Here is a 14,126-nt window from a genome sequence, read left to right on the forward strand (position 1 = left end):
GCCCCCGGGCCGGCGACCCTCCCGCTCCGCGACCCTCCCCCGTACGACCAGCTTTCGAGAGGCACCCTCATGAGCAACCTTCCCAAGATCGCCTGGATCGGCCTCGGCATCATGGGCTCCCCCATGTCCGAGAACCTGATCAAGGCCGGCTACCAGGTCACCGGCTTCACCCTGGAGCAGGACAAGCTGGACCGGCTCGCCAAGGCCGGCGGCACCTCCGCCGCCTCGATCGCCGAGGCCGTCAAGGACGCCGACGTCATCGTCACGATGGTGCCCGCCTCCCCGCAGGTCGAGGCAATCGCCTACGGCCCGGACGGCATCCTGGAGAACGCCAAGCAGGGCGCGCTGATCGTCGACATGTCGTCGATCACCCCGCAGACCTCCGTCGACCTGGCGAAGAACGCCAAGGAGAAGGGCATCCGCGTCATCGACGCGCCCGTCTCCGGTGGCGAGGCCGGCGCCATCGAGGCCGTGCTCTCGATCATGGTCGGCGGCGAGCAGGCCGACTTCGACGAGGCCCTCCCGGTCCTGGAGGCCCTCGGCAAGACCATCGTGCTCTGCGGGCCGCACGGCTCCGGCCAGACGGTGAAGGCCGCCAACCAGCTGATCGTCGCGGTCAACATCCAGGCCTGCGCCGAGGCCGTGGTCTTCCTGGAGAAGTCGGGTGTGGACCTCCAGGCCGCCCTCGACGTCCTCAACGGCGGTCTGGCCGGCTCGACCGTGCTGACCCGCAAGAAGGACAACTTCCTGAACCGCGACTTCAAGCCCGGCTTCCGGATCGACCTGCACCACAAGGACATGGGCATCGTGACCGACGCCGCCCGCAACGTCGGCGCGGCCCTCCCGGTCGGCGCGGTCGTCGCCCAGCTCGTGGCCTCGCTGCGCGCCCAGGGTGACGGCGGCCTGGACCACTCGGCCCTGCTGCGCGCCGTCGAGCGCCTCTCCGGCCAGCAGGTCTGACCCCGCGCCCCCGCGTACGGGGGCCCCAGATTTCCGGTCGGCGGCGGCGCTGACAACTGTCCTGTCGCGCCCAGGCGCCGCCGCCGACCGGAACACCACACTTCATTTTCAACAAACTGTTGACGTCACGTTCGAGCCGTATTTACGCTCCTCGCACCGTCACCAGAGCTCCCGTACGGAAGGTCACGATGTCGAAGCGCGTGCTTACGACCGAGTCCGGCGCCCCCGTCGCCGACAACCAGAACTCCGCCACCGCCGGCGTCGGTGGCCCTCTCCTCCTCCAGGACCAGCACCTGCTGGAGAAGCTCGCGCGCTTCAACCGTGAGCGGATCCCGGAGCGCGTGGTGCACGCCCGCGGCTCCGGCGCGTACGGGTACTTCGAGGTGACCGACGACGTCACGGGCTTCACCAAGGCGAAGTTCCTCGGTGAGGTCGGCAGGAAGACCGAGACGTTCATCCGCTTCTCCACCGTGGCCGACTCGCTCGGCGGCGCGGACGCCGTCCGTGACCCCCGCGGCTTCGCCCTGAAGTTCTACACCGAAGAGGGCAACTACGACCTCGTCGGCAACAACACCCCGGTGTTCTTCATCAAGGACCCGATCAAGTTCCCCGACTTCATCCACTCCCAGAAGCGCGACCCCTTCACGGGCAAGCAGGAGCCGGACAACGTCTGGGACTTCTGGGCGCACGCCCCCGAGGCCACCCACCAGGTCACCTGGCTCATGGGCGACCGCGGCATCCCGGCCTCGTACCGTCACATGAACGGCTACGGCTCGCACACCTACCAGTGGACCAACGAGGCGGGCGAGGCCTTCTTCGTCAAGTACCACTTCAAGACGAACCAGGGCATCCGCAGCCTCTCCGCCGACCAGGCCGCCGAGCTCGTCGGCCAGGACGCCAACTCGCACCAGACGGACCTGCTCCAGGCCATCGAGCGGGGCGTGAACCCCTCCTGGACCCTGTACGTCCAGGTGATGCCGGCCGCCGAGGCCGCGGACTACCGCTTCAACCCGTTCGACCTCACCAAGGTGTGGCCCCACAGCGACTACCCGCTCCAGCGCGTGGGCCGTCTGGTCCTCGACCGCAACCCGGACAACGTCTTCGCCGAGGTCGAGCAGGCCGCGTTCTCCCCGAACAACTTCGTCCCGGGCATCGGCCCCTCGCCGGACAAGATGCTCCAGGGCCGCCTCTTCGCCTACGCCGACGCCCACCGCTACCGTCTCGGTGTCAACCACACCCAGCTCGCGGTGAACGCCCCGAAGGCGACCGTCGCGGAGAACTACGGCCGGGACGGCGCCATGGCCACCCGCCAGGGCTCCCGCTACGACAAGAACTACGAGCCCAACTCGTACCAGGGCCCGGCCCAGACCGACGCGGCGCTCTCCGCCCCGCTCGCGATCCACGGCTGGACCGGCACCCACGAGGCGCCGCAGCACACCAAGGACGACGACTTCTTCCAGGCCGGCGAGCTCTACCGCCTGATGTCCGAGGACGAGAAGAAGCGCCTGATCGCCAACATCGCCGGCGGTCTGTCCCAGGTGTCCCGCGACGACGTCATCGAGAAGAACCTCGCGCACTTCGCCGCCGCCGACGCGGACTACGGCAAGCGCGTGGCCGAGGCCGTCGAAGCCCTGCGCCAGGACTGACGGCCTACAGCACCCAGACTGCGTACGGCACCTGACGGGAGGTCAGTGCCGTACGTGGTCCGGATCGCCGACCCGGATGAGGGGTGGCCGGTGATCCGGACAAGCGTGAGGACCGCGGCGGCGCCGAGCCAGTGCGGTGGTAAGGGCGCCGGTCCCCCTTCTTGACCTGAAAGAAGGGGACCACCGGCCGCCCGTCGGCACCGCCGCGGTCCCAACGCCCCCCGGGGGATCCCCGAACGGATCCCTCCCGGGGAACCTCCAGACTCCGCCCGGCGGCGCGAACGTCCTGTCGCGCCAGCCTCGTGCCGTCGGGCGGGCACAAGCCGGAGAGCGCGGAACCAGGTTTACGGTCCCTGGTTCCGCGCTCTTCTTCGTTTCCGCGCCCTGCTTCGATATCGTGCCCGCCCTCCATACGCGGCCGCGCTGGGGCCTTCAGGCCGACGGGGACGAGGTGGAGACGCTCTCGGCCCGCGCCAGCAGGAACGTGACGGCCAGCGAGCCGAGGGCCAGGAGCACCATCCCGGTGCGCGGCGACGTGTACGGGGCGATCGTGCCGGCCAGCGCCGCACTCACCCCTTGCAGCGCGAGCATCCCCGAGGTGTGGAGCCCGAGGGCGTGACCGGCCAGTTCGTCCGGCACCAGGGCCATCAGCCGCTCCTGGTGCAGGAGGCTCGCCGCGTACCCGCTCGCCGAGACCGTCACCGCCAGGAGCGCGAGCGGGAGGGGCGGGTCCAGCAGGAAGAGCAGGAACGGGGCCGCCAGCAGGGACTGGAGCGGGAAGCGGACCGGCTCGCGCAGCCGGGCCGGCAGGAAGCGCCCGACGACCGTGTCCCCGACCAGCATCCCGAGGGCCCCGCAGGCGAAGAGGAGCCCGGCGCGCTCGGGGTCGTACGGCACGAAGAGGGACTCGCAGCCCACGACCAGACCGTTGGGCACCCAGAGGGCCAGGTAGGCGCGGCGGCGCGCGGGCGGGGCCAGCAGCAGACGGTTGGTGCGCCAGGTCTCGCCGACCGAGGGCCCGCCCTCGGCGCGGGGCGGGCGCGCCCCGAGGCCCGTCCGGGCGAGGACCGCGGCCGCGAGGTAGAGGCCCGCACCGGCGAGGACCGCGCCGCGCGGGGACAGCAGGGCGATCAGGGCGCCGCCGGTCGCGAACCCGGCGATCTGACAGACGCCGACGGACATGTTCACGACCGACCGGCCGAGCAGGAAGTCCTCCCGGGCGAGGATCTCGTTCAGGAGGCCGTACCGGACGCCGCCGCCGAGCGAGGCCGCGAGCCCCTCGGCGAACAGGACGGCGAGGACCGCCCAGACCGGCAGCCCGGGGACGGCGAGGACGGCGGTGCCCAGGGCGAAGAAGAGCGCGATCCCGGAGATCGCCGCGCGCGGCGGCAGCCGGTCGGCGGCCGAGAGCAGGGTGGTCGCGCCGACCAGCTGGGCCAGCGAGGGGCCGAAGAGCGCCAGGGCGGAGAGCAGCGGGGAGCCGGTCGCGCGGTACACGAGCGTGGCGAGGCCGAGCCCTGCGATCGTCTGGGCGCCGATCTGCGCGGCACCGGTGAGGAAGAGCGGGGTGAACTCGGGCGTGCGGAGGAGGGCGCGGTAGCGGGGCATGCGGGGAGTCTCCGCGAGCCCTCCGGCGCTCGGTAATGTTTCGCGGGGAGGCGAAACATGGGCTGGTGGCGGATCGGCGCGGACACCCTGGCGGGCAGCGCGTTCGTGCTCTCGCCGCTCGCCGAGACGGTCGCGTCGCTCAAGACGCTGCACACGGGGGCGTCCACGCACCCGGGTGAGCGGGTCTGGCTCCGGCACCATCTGCCCGCGTACCGGGGGCGGTTGGCGTCCGAGCCGCTCGACGCACTTCTGGTAGGGGCGGCCCTCGGACGGACGTGGAACGCCGACTTCCTCACGCCCACCCCGCCGGGCGACCGGGAGCGGACCTTCGAGGAGGAGGTCGCGGCCGTCCTCGCGACCGAACCGGGCGCCGCGGTCGACCAGCTGGCGGTGGCGGTCGGCGGGCCGGTGCCGGAGCCGCTGTGCTCGGCACGCGATCTGCCGGAGCGGCTCGCGGCCGTGCTCCGCTGGGTGTGGCGGGAGACGGTGCTGCCGGAGTGGGCGCGCCGACGGCGGATCCTGGAGGCCGATGTGACGGCGCGGACGGCGCGGTTGAGCCGGGACGGCTGGGCCGCGGCGCTCGACGAGCTGTGCCCGGGCAAGATGCGCTGGCTGGGCGACGGGCGGCTCCAGGTCAACACCCGCGACTATCCCGCGCGTTCCTTCGAGAAGGGGCGCCTGCTGCTCGTCCCGGTGACGCCTGCCACCGGCTGGGTGTCCTGGGAGGGGACGGAGCGGAGCGCGATCGTCTATCCCTGTGCGGGAGTTCTGGCGGACGCGGCCGGGCCGGTCGTGCCCGACGCGCTCGCGACCCTGCTCGGAGCTGCACGGGCGGGTGTACTCGTCCGTCTCGGATCGCCGCTCTCCACCAGCCAGTTGGTGACGCTGACCGGGCAGGGCCTCGGCTCGGTGGGCCGGCATCTGAGGGTGCTGCTCGACGCCGGGCTCGTACGCCGGGGCCGGGCGGGCCGGTCCGTGCTGTACGAGTGGACGGAGGCGGGCGCGGTGCTGGTGCGGGCGCAGGACCGACACGCGGGAGACCCCCGCCCCGGTGCTCTTCGGGGCGGGGGTCGGTCCCTCTGACGAGGGGGACGATCAGACCTGGAGGGCCTTGATCGCGGTCGGCGCGTGGCCGGGCTCGGTGGCCAGGTCCTCGAACTCGGTGACGTCGCTCATGTCGACCGTCTTGCTCATCGCGATGTTGGTGATGCGCTCCAGGATGGCCTCGACGACGACCGGGACCTGGTGCTCGACGGCAAGCTTCTTGGCCTGCTCGAACGCCTCGCCCAGCTTGTCGGGGTCGGTGACGCGGATCGCCTTGACGCCCAGGCCCTCGGCGACCTTGACGTGGTCGACGCCGTAGACGCCGAGCTCCGGGGTGTTGATGTTCTCGAACTCGAGGTTGACCTCGAAGTTGATGCCCAGGCCGCCCTGCGCCTGGCGGATCAGGCCCAGGTAGGCGTTGTTCACGAGGACGTGGACGTAGGGGACCTTGTGCTGGGCGGCGACCGCCAGCTCCTCGATCATGAACTGGAAGTCGTAGTCGCCGGAGAGGGCGACGACCGGGGTGTCCGGCTGCGCGGTGGCGGCGCCGATGGCGGCCGGGATGGTCCAGCCGAGCGGGCCGGCCTGGCCGCAGTTGATCCAGTGGCGCGGCCGGTAGACGTGCAGGAACTGGGCCGCGGCGATCTGCGAGAGGCCGATGGTGGTGACGTAGCGGGTCTCCGGGCCGAAGGCCTTGTTCATCTCCTCGTAGACGCGCTGCGGCTTCAGGGGGATGTTGTCGAAGTGCGTGCGGCGCTGGAGCGTCGCCTTGCGCTCCTGCGCGGACGCGGCCCAGGCGGTGAAGTCGGGGAGCCGGCCCGCGGCCTTCCACTCCTTGGCGATCTCGACGAAGAGCTCCAGGGCGGCCTTGGCGTCGGAGGCGATGCCGTAGTCCGGGGCGAAGATCTTGCCGAGCTGCGTGGGCTCGATGTCGACGTGGACGAACTTCCGGCCCTTGGTGTAGGCGTCCAGGTTGTAGCCGGTGTGGCGGTTGGCCCAGCGGTTGCCGATGCCGATGACGGTGTCGGACTCCAGGAAGGTCGCGTTGCCGTAGCGGTGCGCCGTCTGGACGCCGACCATGCCCGCGGCCAGCTCGTGGTCGTCCGGGATGGTGCCCCAGCCCATCAGGGTGGAGATGACCGGGATGCCGGTCAGCTCGGCGAACTCGACCAGCAGGTCGGTCGCGTCGGCGTTGATGATGCCGCCACCGGCGACGATCAGCGGGCGCTCGGCCTCCAGGAGGAAGCCCAGCGCCTTCTCGGCCTGGGCGCGGGTGGCGCGCGGCTTGTAGACCGGCAGCGGCTCGTAGGTCTCCGGGTCGAACTCGATCTCGGTCAGCTGGACGTCGATCGGCAGGTCGATGAGGACCGGGCCGGGACGGCCGGAGCGCATCAGGTGGAAGGCCTGCTGGAAGACGCCGGGGACCTGCGCGGCCTCCAGGACGGTGGTCGCGGCCTTGGTGACCGGCTTGGCGATCGAGGCGATGTCGACGGCCTGGAAGTCCTCCTTGTGGAGCTTCGAGACCGGGGCCTGGCCGGTGATGCACAGGATCGGGATCGAGTCGGCGATCGCCGAGTACAGGCCGGTGATCATGTCGGTGCCGGCCGGGCCGGAGGTACCGATGCAGACGCCGATGTTGCCGGCCTGGGCGCGGGTGTAGCCCTCGGCCATGTGGGACGCGCCCTCGACGTGGCGGGCCAGCGTGTGGCCGATGCCGCCCACGTTCTTGAGCTCGCGGTAGAAGGGGTTGATCGCCGCGCCGGGCACGCCGAACGCGGTGGTGACGCCTTCGCGCTTGAGGATCTCAACGGCCGCTGCGGCGGCGGTCATACGAGGCATGGGAGTGCTCCTGCTTCGGCCGGGCGGATCCAAGCCCACCGGTCGGCTCGAAAGCCCGGAGCGGCTTGTTTCCGTAATGCGGAAATGCTGTTCTGCTATACGGAAGCAATGTAGGTCGGGGTCCGGAGAGCCGTCAAGAGAAGTCCGACCGGCGGGATACGGGGAAGTGGCCGAACAGCTCCCCCTGCTACGTCCGTCGGGTGGACGATGGGACGGAACGACAGGGGGTTGGTTGTGGGCGAGTCGGTACCGGTGCACTGCCCGGAGTGCCTGCGCACGCAGGCGTACGCGGCACCCGTGTTCCCCTGCGCGTGCGGGAGCCCGGTGGCGCCTCCCCTCAGGGCGGGCGCGACGGCGGAACCCCTCACGCGCCGGAACTGGGCGGACGAGTGGGTCACCGTCCGCTGCGGAGCCTGCGGCCGCGACAACGACTGGCCGCACCCGGAACTGGGCTGCACGTGCGGGGCGCTCCTGCGGATACCCGTACGACCGCTGACCTCGGAACCTTCGGAGCCCTCGGACCCCACGGATCCCACGGCACCCACGACGGCCGGCGGCCCGACGGAGGGCGCCGTCGCCGGCCCGGGCCCTTGGCCGGAGGCCGGGCGCGGCAGCCGGGCGCGCCTCCGGCCGGGCGGCGGATCGGACGGTCGTACGGACTCGGGTGCGGACGCTCGTACGGAATCGGGCGCGGGCGCTCGTACGGCTGCGGGATCGGGTGCGGACGCGGGCGCGTCCGGATCGTGACCGGCCGGAAGTCCCCGCGCGCGGGGACTTCCGGCCGGTCACGATCCGGACCGCGCGGGACGCCGTCGCCGCGGCCGCCGGCTATCTGCGCTGGCTGGGCTTCCGCGACGTGGTCCAGCCCGAGGAGCGCCCCGCCTCGGGGGTGGATCTGCGGGCGCCCGGGCTCATCGCCCAGGTCGACCCGAGCACCCGGCCCACCGGACTCCGGGCCGTCGAGTGCCTCTGGCTCAACGGACTGAGCGCCTCCACCGTGAGCGTGTTCTTCTCGCTCGCGGGCTACACGCCCGAGGCCCGCGCCCGAGCCGTCGAGATCGGCCTCCCGCTGTTCGTGCTCGACCTCACCGGCACGCCCCAGCCGGTGAACGGCGCCGCCGTCCAGCTGACGTCCGGCGCCGCCTGAGGGGACGTACCGCCACAGCATCTCGGCATCCGAAACCGGCCATTCACGCGTGACGATCATGCTCCCCCGGGCACAACACCCTCGGGGGGTGGGCCTCATGCCGACGGGGATGTGGTGGTTCATAGGAGCGGCCTGGGGTCAACTGCTGCTTGTCGCCGCGCTGTTGCGAACCCGCAGCAAGGAAAGCGACGGGCCGCGCCCGGACGACGTACCGCCGCCGCAGGCCCTCGCGCTGCTGCGCGGCGGCCGGCGGGCGGCGGTCACCGTGGCGCTGGTGGCCCTGCACCAGCGCGGAGCGGTCGCCGCAGGCCGCAAACATACGATTCGGGCCAACGGCGGCCCCGGCCGCACCCGGGACCCCGTCCAGCTCGGCGTGCACGGGGCGCTCCACCGGGCCTTCGCGCTGAGCGACCTCACGGTGCGCCCCGAGGCGCGCCGGGCGCTGGACGCGCTCCGCCGCGAGCTGCGCGGGGCGGGACTGCTGCGGCCACCGGCCCGGCTGTGGGCCGTCAGAGCCCTCCTCGGCTGCGTACCGCTGACGGTCGCGGTGGGGGCGTACGCGACGGGGGCGTCCGGCGCCGGTCTGGCCGGGGCGCTCGCGGCGGGGGCGCCGCCCGTCCTCCTCGCGGCGGCCGTGCTGCTGCGGCTGCCGCCGGTGACCCGCGCGGCGCGGCGGCTGCTCACCGGGCTGCGGGAGCGGTACCCACTGCCGGAGCACCGGCGCGAGGTCACGGACGGGGGGCTGGTCCAGCTGTACGTGGCGCTGTACGGCGACCCGGCGCTCGCGCTGTTCCTGCCGCACTTCTCGCGGGACGGCGGGCTGCTGGACCGGCCCGGCGAGATGGACCGGAACCGGCCGCCGCAGGAACGCGGTCCGGTTCCGGACGACCGCCCGGGGTGAGGCCGCGCCATACTGTCGTATGCGCATCAGAGCGGCCGCTCCGGCCGAACTCCCGCTGCTCCAGGACATCGAACGGGCGGCGGGCGAGCCGTTCCGCACCCTCGGCATGGCGGCGATCGCCGACGACGACCCGCTGCCCCTCGACGTCCTGGACTCCTACCGCCGGGCGGGCCGGGCGTGGGTCGCGGTGGACGCCGCGGACCGCCCGGTCGCGTACCTGCTGACCGACACGGTCGACGGCTCCGCCCACATCGAGCAGGTGTCCGTGCATCCGGACGCCGCCCGCCGGGGCGTCGGCCGGGCGCTGATCGAGCACCTCGCGGCGACCGCCGGGGAGCAGGGGCTGACGGCCCTGACCCTGACCACGTTCGCCGAGGTGCCGTGGAACGCCCCGTACTACGCGCGGCTCGGTTTCCGTGCGCTCGCCGACTCCGACCCGGCCCTGACGGAGGGGCTGCGCGCCATCAGCCGCGCGGAGGCGGCCCACGGCCTCTCGGCCTGGCCCCGGGTGTGCATGCGCCGCGAGGTGCGGCCCGCCGCGGCGGACCGGGGCACTCCGGAGGCCCGGGAAGGCGGCCTGGGCGCCCCGAGCCCCGCCGGTCACGCGGGGCTCACGGCGCCCGGCACCCCTTAGGGCGCGGCGACCGGGCCTGCCGGGGACGCGCCGCCCGGCACCCCCTGGGACGCGCCGCCCGGGTCTCCGTACCGCTGTCGCAGTTCGACCTTCCGCACCTTTCCGCTCACCGTCATCGGGAACTCGGTGAGGACCTCCACCCGGCGCGGGATCTTGTAGTGGGCGAGACGGTCGCGGCAGTAGGCGGTGACGTCCTCCAGGGTGGGCGGGTCGGCCGGGTCGCGGGCGATCACACAGGCGAGGATCTCCTCGCCGTAGCGCTCGTCGGGCACGCCCACGACCTGGACGTCGGCGATCTTCGCGTACCCGTAGAGGAACTCCTCGATCTCGCGCGGGTACACGTTCTCGCCGCCCCGGATGATCATGTCCTTGATGCGTCCGACGATCTGGACGTAGCCGTCGTCGCGCATCACCGCCAGGTCGCCGGTGTGCATCCAGCGACCGGTGTCGATCGCCTCGGCGGTCTTCTCCGGTTCGTCCCAGTAGCCGAGCATCACGCTGTAGCCGCGGGTGCACAGCTCCCCCGCCGCGCCGCGGCCGACGGTGAGGCCGGTCGCCGGGTCGACGACCTTCACCTCGACATGCGGCATGACCCGGCCGACCGTGCCCGTCCGGCGTTCCAGGTCGTCGTCGCGGCGGGTCTGGGTGGAGACCGGTGAGGTCTCGGTCATGCCGTAACAGATCGACACCTCCGCCATGTTCATCTCGGCGACGACCCGCTTCATCACCTCGACCGGACACGGCGAGCCGGCCATGATGCCGGTGCGCAGGCTCGACAGGTCGTAGTCGGCGAAGTCGGGGAGGTTCAGCTCGGCGATGAACATCGTCGGCACCCCGTACAGCGAGGTGCAGCGCTCCTCCTGCACGGCCCGGAGGGTGGCGGCCGGGTCGAAGGAGGGCGCCGGGATCACCATGCAGGCGCCGTGCGAGGTGGCCGCCAGGTTGCCCATCACCATGCCGAAGCAGTGGTAGAAGGGCACCGGCAGACAGATCCGGTCCTGCTTCGTGTAGGCGATCATCTCGCCCACGAAGTAACCGTTGTTGAGGATGTTGTGGTGGGAGAGCGTGGCTCCCTTCGGGAAGCCCGTGGTCCCCGAGGTGTACTGGATGTTGACGGGTTCGTCGCAGGACAGCGGCTCGGGGCGCGACTCCCCCGGCGTACGGGTGAGGAACTCGTCCCAGCCCGGGTCGCCGAAGTACACCGCCTCGCGCAACTCCGGGCACTCGGAGCGGACTTCCTCGACCATCGCCCGGTAGTCGCTGGTCTTGTGCGCGCGCGAGGCGAACAGCAGGGTGATCCCGGCCTGGTTGAGCACATACGCCAACTCGTGCGGCCGGTAGGCGGGGTTGATGTTCACCATGATCGCGCCGATCCGGGCGGTCGCGTACTGCACGAACACCCACTCGGCGCAGTTCACCGCCCAGATGCCGACCCGGTCGCCCTTGCGCACCCCGCTGCCGAGCAGGGAGCCGGCCAGCCGGTCGACGTCGGCACCGAACCGGGCGTACGTCCAGCGGCGTCCGGTGGCGACGTCGACGAGCGCCTCCCGCTCCGGCCAGGCGGCGACGGCCCGGTCCAGGTTGGCGCCGATGGTGTCGCCGAGGAGCGGGGTCTCCGACACCCCGTGGGCGTAGGAGAGTTCGGCGGTCCCCGACCCGTGGGCGTGGGAGGGGTCGGCGGTCCCGGACGGGTTGGCGTGGGAGTGGGCGGCCGTCCCGGGCCCGTGGTCGGTGGCCTCCGTGCGGGGCGTGCTCATGCGAGGTCCCCCTCCGTGTACTCCTTGCCGCCGCCCTCGGCGGTGAGCCGCCGCAGTTCGACCCGTCGGATCTTGCCGGAGACCGTCTTGGGCAGGTCGGCGAACTCGATGCGGCGGACCCGCTTGTACGGGGCGAGCACCGCGCGGGAGTGCGCGAACAGCACCTTCGCGGTCTCCTCGTCCGGCTCCCAGCCCGCCGCGAGGACGACGTACGCCTTGGGGACGGCGAGCCGCAGCGGGTCGGGGGCGGGGACGACCGCCGCCTCGGCAACGGCTTCGTGCTCCAGGAGCGCGCTCTCCAGCTCGAAGGGGCTGATCTTGTAGTCGGAGGCCTTGAAGACGTCGTCGGCGCGCCCCACGTAGGTGATGTACCCCTCGGCGTCCCGCGAGCCGATGTCGCCGGTGCGGTAGTAGCCGCCGGCCATCGCCTCGGCCGTCCGCTCCGGGTCGCCGTGGTAGCCGGTCATGAGGCCCACCGGGCGGTCGGACAGGTCGAGGCAGATCTCGCCCTCCGGCACGTCCGCCGCTCCGCTCACCGGGTCGACCAGAGTGACCCGGAAGCCGGGGCTCGGGCGTCCCATGGAGCCCTCCTTGAGCCGCTGACCGGGGCTGTTGGAGACCTGGACGGCGGTCTCGGTCTGGCCGAAGCCGTCCCGGACGGTGACGCCCCAGGCACGCCGTACCGACTCGATGACCTCGGGGTTCAGCGGCTCCCCGGCGGCCACCACCTCACGCGGCGGGGTCGTCAGCCGGCCGAGGTCCGCCTGCACGAGCATCCGCCAGACAGTCGGGGGGGCGCAGAAGCTGGTCACCCCGTGGCGGTCCATCTCGTCCATCAGCCGGGCGGGGTCGAAGCGCGTGTAGTTGTGGATGAAGACGGTCGCCTCGGCGTTCCAGGGGGCGAAGAGGTTCGACCAGGCGTGCTTGGCCCAGCCGGGCGAGGAGATGTTGAGGTGCACGTCACCGGGCCGGAGGCCGATCCAGTACATCGTCGAGAGGTGCCCGACCGGGTACGAGGTGTGGGTGTGCTCGACCAGTTTGGGGCGGGCGGTCGTGCCCGACGTGAAGTACAGCATGAGGGTGTCGTCGGCGAGGGTGACGCCCTCGGCCTCGAAGCCGGCGGGCGCCCCGGCGGCGTCCGTGTAGTCCAGCCAGCCCGCCCCGGCGCCGCCGACCGCGATCCGCGTGTAGTCGCCGGGCACGTCGTCGAACTTGGCCGTGTCCCCGGCGCGCACGATCACGTGCCGGGCGCGGCCCCGGTCCACCCGGTCGCGCAGGTCGGCGGGGCCGAGGAGCGGGGTGGCGGGGATGACGACGGCCCGCAGCTTCATGGCGGCGAGCACGGTCTCCCACAGCTCGACCTGGTTGCCCAGCATCACGATGATCCGGTCGCCGGCCCGGACGCCCCGGGCGCGCAGCCAGTTCGCGACGCGGTCGGAGCGGGCGGACATCGCGGCGAAGGACACCTTCGCCTCGGAGCCGTCCTCCTCGACGATGTGGAGGGCGGTCCGGTCGTTGCCTTCGGCGATGACGTCGAACCAGTCGAGCGCCCAGTTGAACCGTTCGGGCCGGGGCCACGCGAAGCCCTGGTAGGCCGTCTCGTAGTCCTCGCGGTGCTGGAGCAGGAAGTCCCGGGCGGCCCGGAATTCCTCCGTGGCACTGGTCGCGCTCTGCGCCGTCATTCGTCCTCCTCGTTGCGGGACCGGTCCAGGACATCGTGTAATCGGTGACCCAGGTCTCACTACCCCCGTTCGGGGGTGAAGGAGTGGTCCCGTGTCCGAGCAGAGGGAAACGGCGGCGCTGCGCGCCGCGCTGCTGCGGCTGCGCCGGGGCAGCGGACTGCCGGTGGTCTTCGGCGGGCTGCTCCAGGACGGGCGGGCGATGCGGATCGGCGAGACCTGCGGGGCGGTGACGCCGGCGCTGCACGGCCTGGCGATCTCGACCGGTTCGGGCCTGGGCGGCAAGTGCCTGGCCCTGTCGCGGCCGTGCGCGGTCACGGACTACCCGTCGGCCCGGCACATCACCCACGAGTACGACGGACCGGTCGCCGCCGAGGGCCTGCGCTCGGTGATCGCGGTCCCCGTCGTCGTACGCCGGAAGGTGCGCGGTGTCCTGTACGGGGCGCTGCGCGACGCCCTTCCGATCGGCGAGCGGGTCTTCGACGCGGCGGTCGCGGCGGCCCGCGACGTGGAGCAGGCGCTCGCCGTCCGGGACGAGGTGGAGCGGCTTGAGGCCCCGCCCGCCGGGGGGCCGTCCTGGGAGGAGGTCCGCCAGGCATACGGGGAACTGCGCGAGCTGGCGCCGCGGGTGCCGGACCCGGAGCTGCGGGCGCGGCTGCTCGCGGTCTGCGGCCGCCTGGAGACGGCCTCGGGGAGGACCGGCGGGGTGCCGGGGGTGGCGCTGACCCCCCGGGAGACGGACGTCCTCGCGGCGGTGGCCTCGGGCGCGACGAACGCGACGGCGGCGACGCGGCTCGGCCTGCGCCCGGAGACCGTCAAGGGGTATCTGCGCTCGGCGATGCGCAAACTGGGCGCGCACACCCGCCTGGAGGCGGTGGTGGCGGCCCGGCGGGCGGGGGTGTTGCCGTAGG

General features: G+C 72.5%; 10 protein-coding genes and 1 pseudogene. 7 read left to right on the plus strand and 4 right to left on the minus strand.

Annotated features, from left to right (window positions below):
- The first annotated feature begins 69 nt into the window (after positions 1-69).
- Together EAO70_RS11150 and EAO70_RS11155 are read left to right on the plus strand one after the other, a co-directional pair.
- Positions 70-960 carry a 2-hydroxy-3-oxopropionate reductase gene (locus tag EAO70_RS11150; RefSeq protein WP_148002826.1) on the plus strand — a complete coding sequence of 297 codons (891 nt, stop codon included), beginning with the start codon at positions 70-72 and terminating at the stop codon, positions 958-960.
- Positions 961-1,148: 188 nt separating this feature from the next.
- On the plus strand, positions 1,149-2,606 hold the full coding sequence (locus EAO70_RS11155; RefSeq protein ID WP_148002827.1) for a catalase: 1,458 nt from the start codon (positions 1,149-1,151) through the stop codon (positions 2,604-2,606).
- A gap of 432 nt (positions 2,607-3,038) precedes the next feature.
- On the opposite strand, the gene EAO70_RS11160 is transcribed toward EAO70_RS11155, so the two are convergent.
- On the minus strand, positions 3,039-4,214 hold the full coding sequence (locus EAO70_RS11160; protein ID WP_148002828.1) for an MFS transporter: 1,176 nt from the start codon (positions 4,212-4,214) through the stop codon (positions 3,039-3,041).
- Between the two features lie 57 nt (positions 4,215-4,271).
- Between EAO70_RS11160 and EAO70_RS11165 the strand changes: the two genes are divergently transcribed.
- The gene (locus tag EAO70_RS11165) at positions 4,272-5,297 is read left to right on the plus strand and encodes an ArsR/SmtB family transcription factor (protein ID WP_148002829.1); all 1,026 of its coding nucleotides are present in this window, start codon (positions 4,272-4,274) and stop codon (positions 5,295-5,297) included.
- Positions 5,298-5,309: 12 nt separating this feature from the next.
- Here EAO70_RS11165 and gcl read toward each other — a convergent pair whose 3' ends face one another.
- The gene (gene gcl, locus EAO70_RS11170; RefSeq protein ID WP_148002830.1) at positions 5,310-7,097 is read right to left on the minus strand and encodes a glyoxylate carboligase; all 1,788 of its coding nucleotides are present in this window, start codon (positions 7,095-7,097) and stop codon (positions 5,310-5,312) included.
- Between the two features lie 760 nt (positions 7,098-7,857).
- On the opposite strand from gcl, the pseudogene EAO70_RS39090 reads away from it, so the two are divergent.
- The 3 genes and pseudogenes from EAO70_RS39090 to EAO70_RS11185 all read left to right on the plus strand — a co-directional run.
- Positions 7,858-8,244: pseudogene (locus EAO70_RS39090) on the plus strand (hypothetical protein); the annotation flags it as partial.
- Positions 8,245-8,341: 97 nt separating this feature from the next.
- On the plus strand, positions 8,342-9,145 hold the full coding sequence (locus tag EAO70_RS11180) for a TIGR04222 domain-containing membrane protein (protein ID WP_148002831.1): 804 nt from the start codon (positions 8,342-8,344) through the stop codon (positions 9,143-9,145).
- A gap of 19 nt (positions 9,146-9,164) precedes the next feature.
- The gene (locus EAO70_RS11185) at positions 9,165-9,779 is read left to right on the plus strand and encodes a GNAT family N-acetyltransferase (protein WP_261992801.1); all 615 of its coding nucleotides are present in this window, start codon (positions 9,165-9,167) and stop codon (positions 9,777-9,779) included.
- Here the strand turns inward: EAO70_RS11185 and EAO70_RS11190 are convergent.
- Positions 9,776-11,536, minus strand: coding sequence for an AMP-binding protein (locus EAO70_RS11190; RefSeq protein WP_261992802.1), 1,761 nt, complete (start codon positions 11,534-11,536; stop codon positions 9,776-9,778). The two genes, EAO70_RS11185 and EAO70_RS11190, sit on opposite strands and share 4 nt — an antisense overlap.
- Positions 11,533-13,218 (minus strand): AMP-binding protein, encoded by a 1,686-nt coding sequence (locus EAO70_RS11200; RefSeq protein ID WP_148002832.1) that lies wholly within the window; start codon positions 13,216-13,218, stop codon positions 11,533-11,535. Before EAO70_RS11200 ends, EAO70_RS11190 begins: the two co-directional genes overlap by 4 nt.
- A 91-nt stretch (positions 13,219-13,309) precedes the next feature.
- On the opposite strand from EAO70_RS11200, the gene EAO70_RS11205 reads away from it, so the two are divergent.
- Positions 13,310-14,125: a helix-turn-helix transcriptional regulator gene (locus EAO70_RS11205; protein WP_148002833.1), complete on the plus strand. Its 816-nt coding sequence runs from the start codon at positions 13,310-13,312 to the stop codon at positions 14,123-14,125.
- Position 14,126 lies beyond the last annotated feature (1 nt).

This window comes from Streptomyces sp. adm13(2018) (assembly GCF_008042145.1).
Taxonomy (GTDB): Bacteria; Actinomycetota; Actinomycetes; order Streptomycetales; family Streptomycetaceae; genus Streptomyces.

What these genes read in the sequence shown, in the direction of transcription:
- EAO70_RS11150 (WP_148002826.1), top strand. Translation starts at nt 70, where the DNA reads ATGAGCAACCTTCCCAAGATCGCCTGGATCGGCCTCGGCATCATGGGC.
- EAO70_RS11165 (WP_148002829.1), top strand. Translation starts at nt 4,272, where the DNA reads ATGGGCTGGTGGCGGATCGGCGCGGACACCCTGGCGGGCAGCGCGTTC.
- EAO70_RS11180 (WP_148002831.1), top strand. Translation starts at nt 8,342, where the DNA reads ATGCCGACGGGGATGTGGTGGTTCATAGGAGCGGCCTGGGGTCAACTG.
- EAO70_RS11155 (WP_148002827.1), top strand. Translation starts at nt 1,149, where the DNA reads ATGTCGAAGCGCGTGCTTACGACCGAGTCCGGCGCCCCCGTCGCCGAC.
- gcl (WP_148002830.1), bottom strand. Translation starts at nt 7,097, where the DNA reads ATGCCTCGTATGACCGCCGCCGCAGCGGCCGTTGAGATCCTCAAGCGC.
- EAO70_RS11190 (WP_261992802.1), bottom strand. Translation starts at nt 11,536, where the DNA reads ATGAGCACGCCCCGCACGGAGGCCACCGACCACGGGCCCGGGACGGCC.
- EAO70_RS11200 (WP_148002832.1), bottom strand. Translation starts at nt 13,218, where the DNA reads ATGACGGCGCAGAGCGCGACCAGTGCCACGGAGGAATTCCGGGCCGCC.
- EAO70_RS11185 (WP_261992801.1), top strand. Translation starts at nt 9,165, where the DNA reads ATGCGCATCAGAGCGGCCGCTCCGGCCGAACTCCCGCTGCTCCAGGAC.
- EAO70_RS11160 (WP_148002828.1), bottom strand. Translation starts at nt 4,214, where the DNA reads ATGCCCCGCTACCGCGCCCTCCTCCGCACGCCCGAGTTCACCCCGCTC.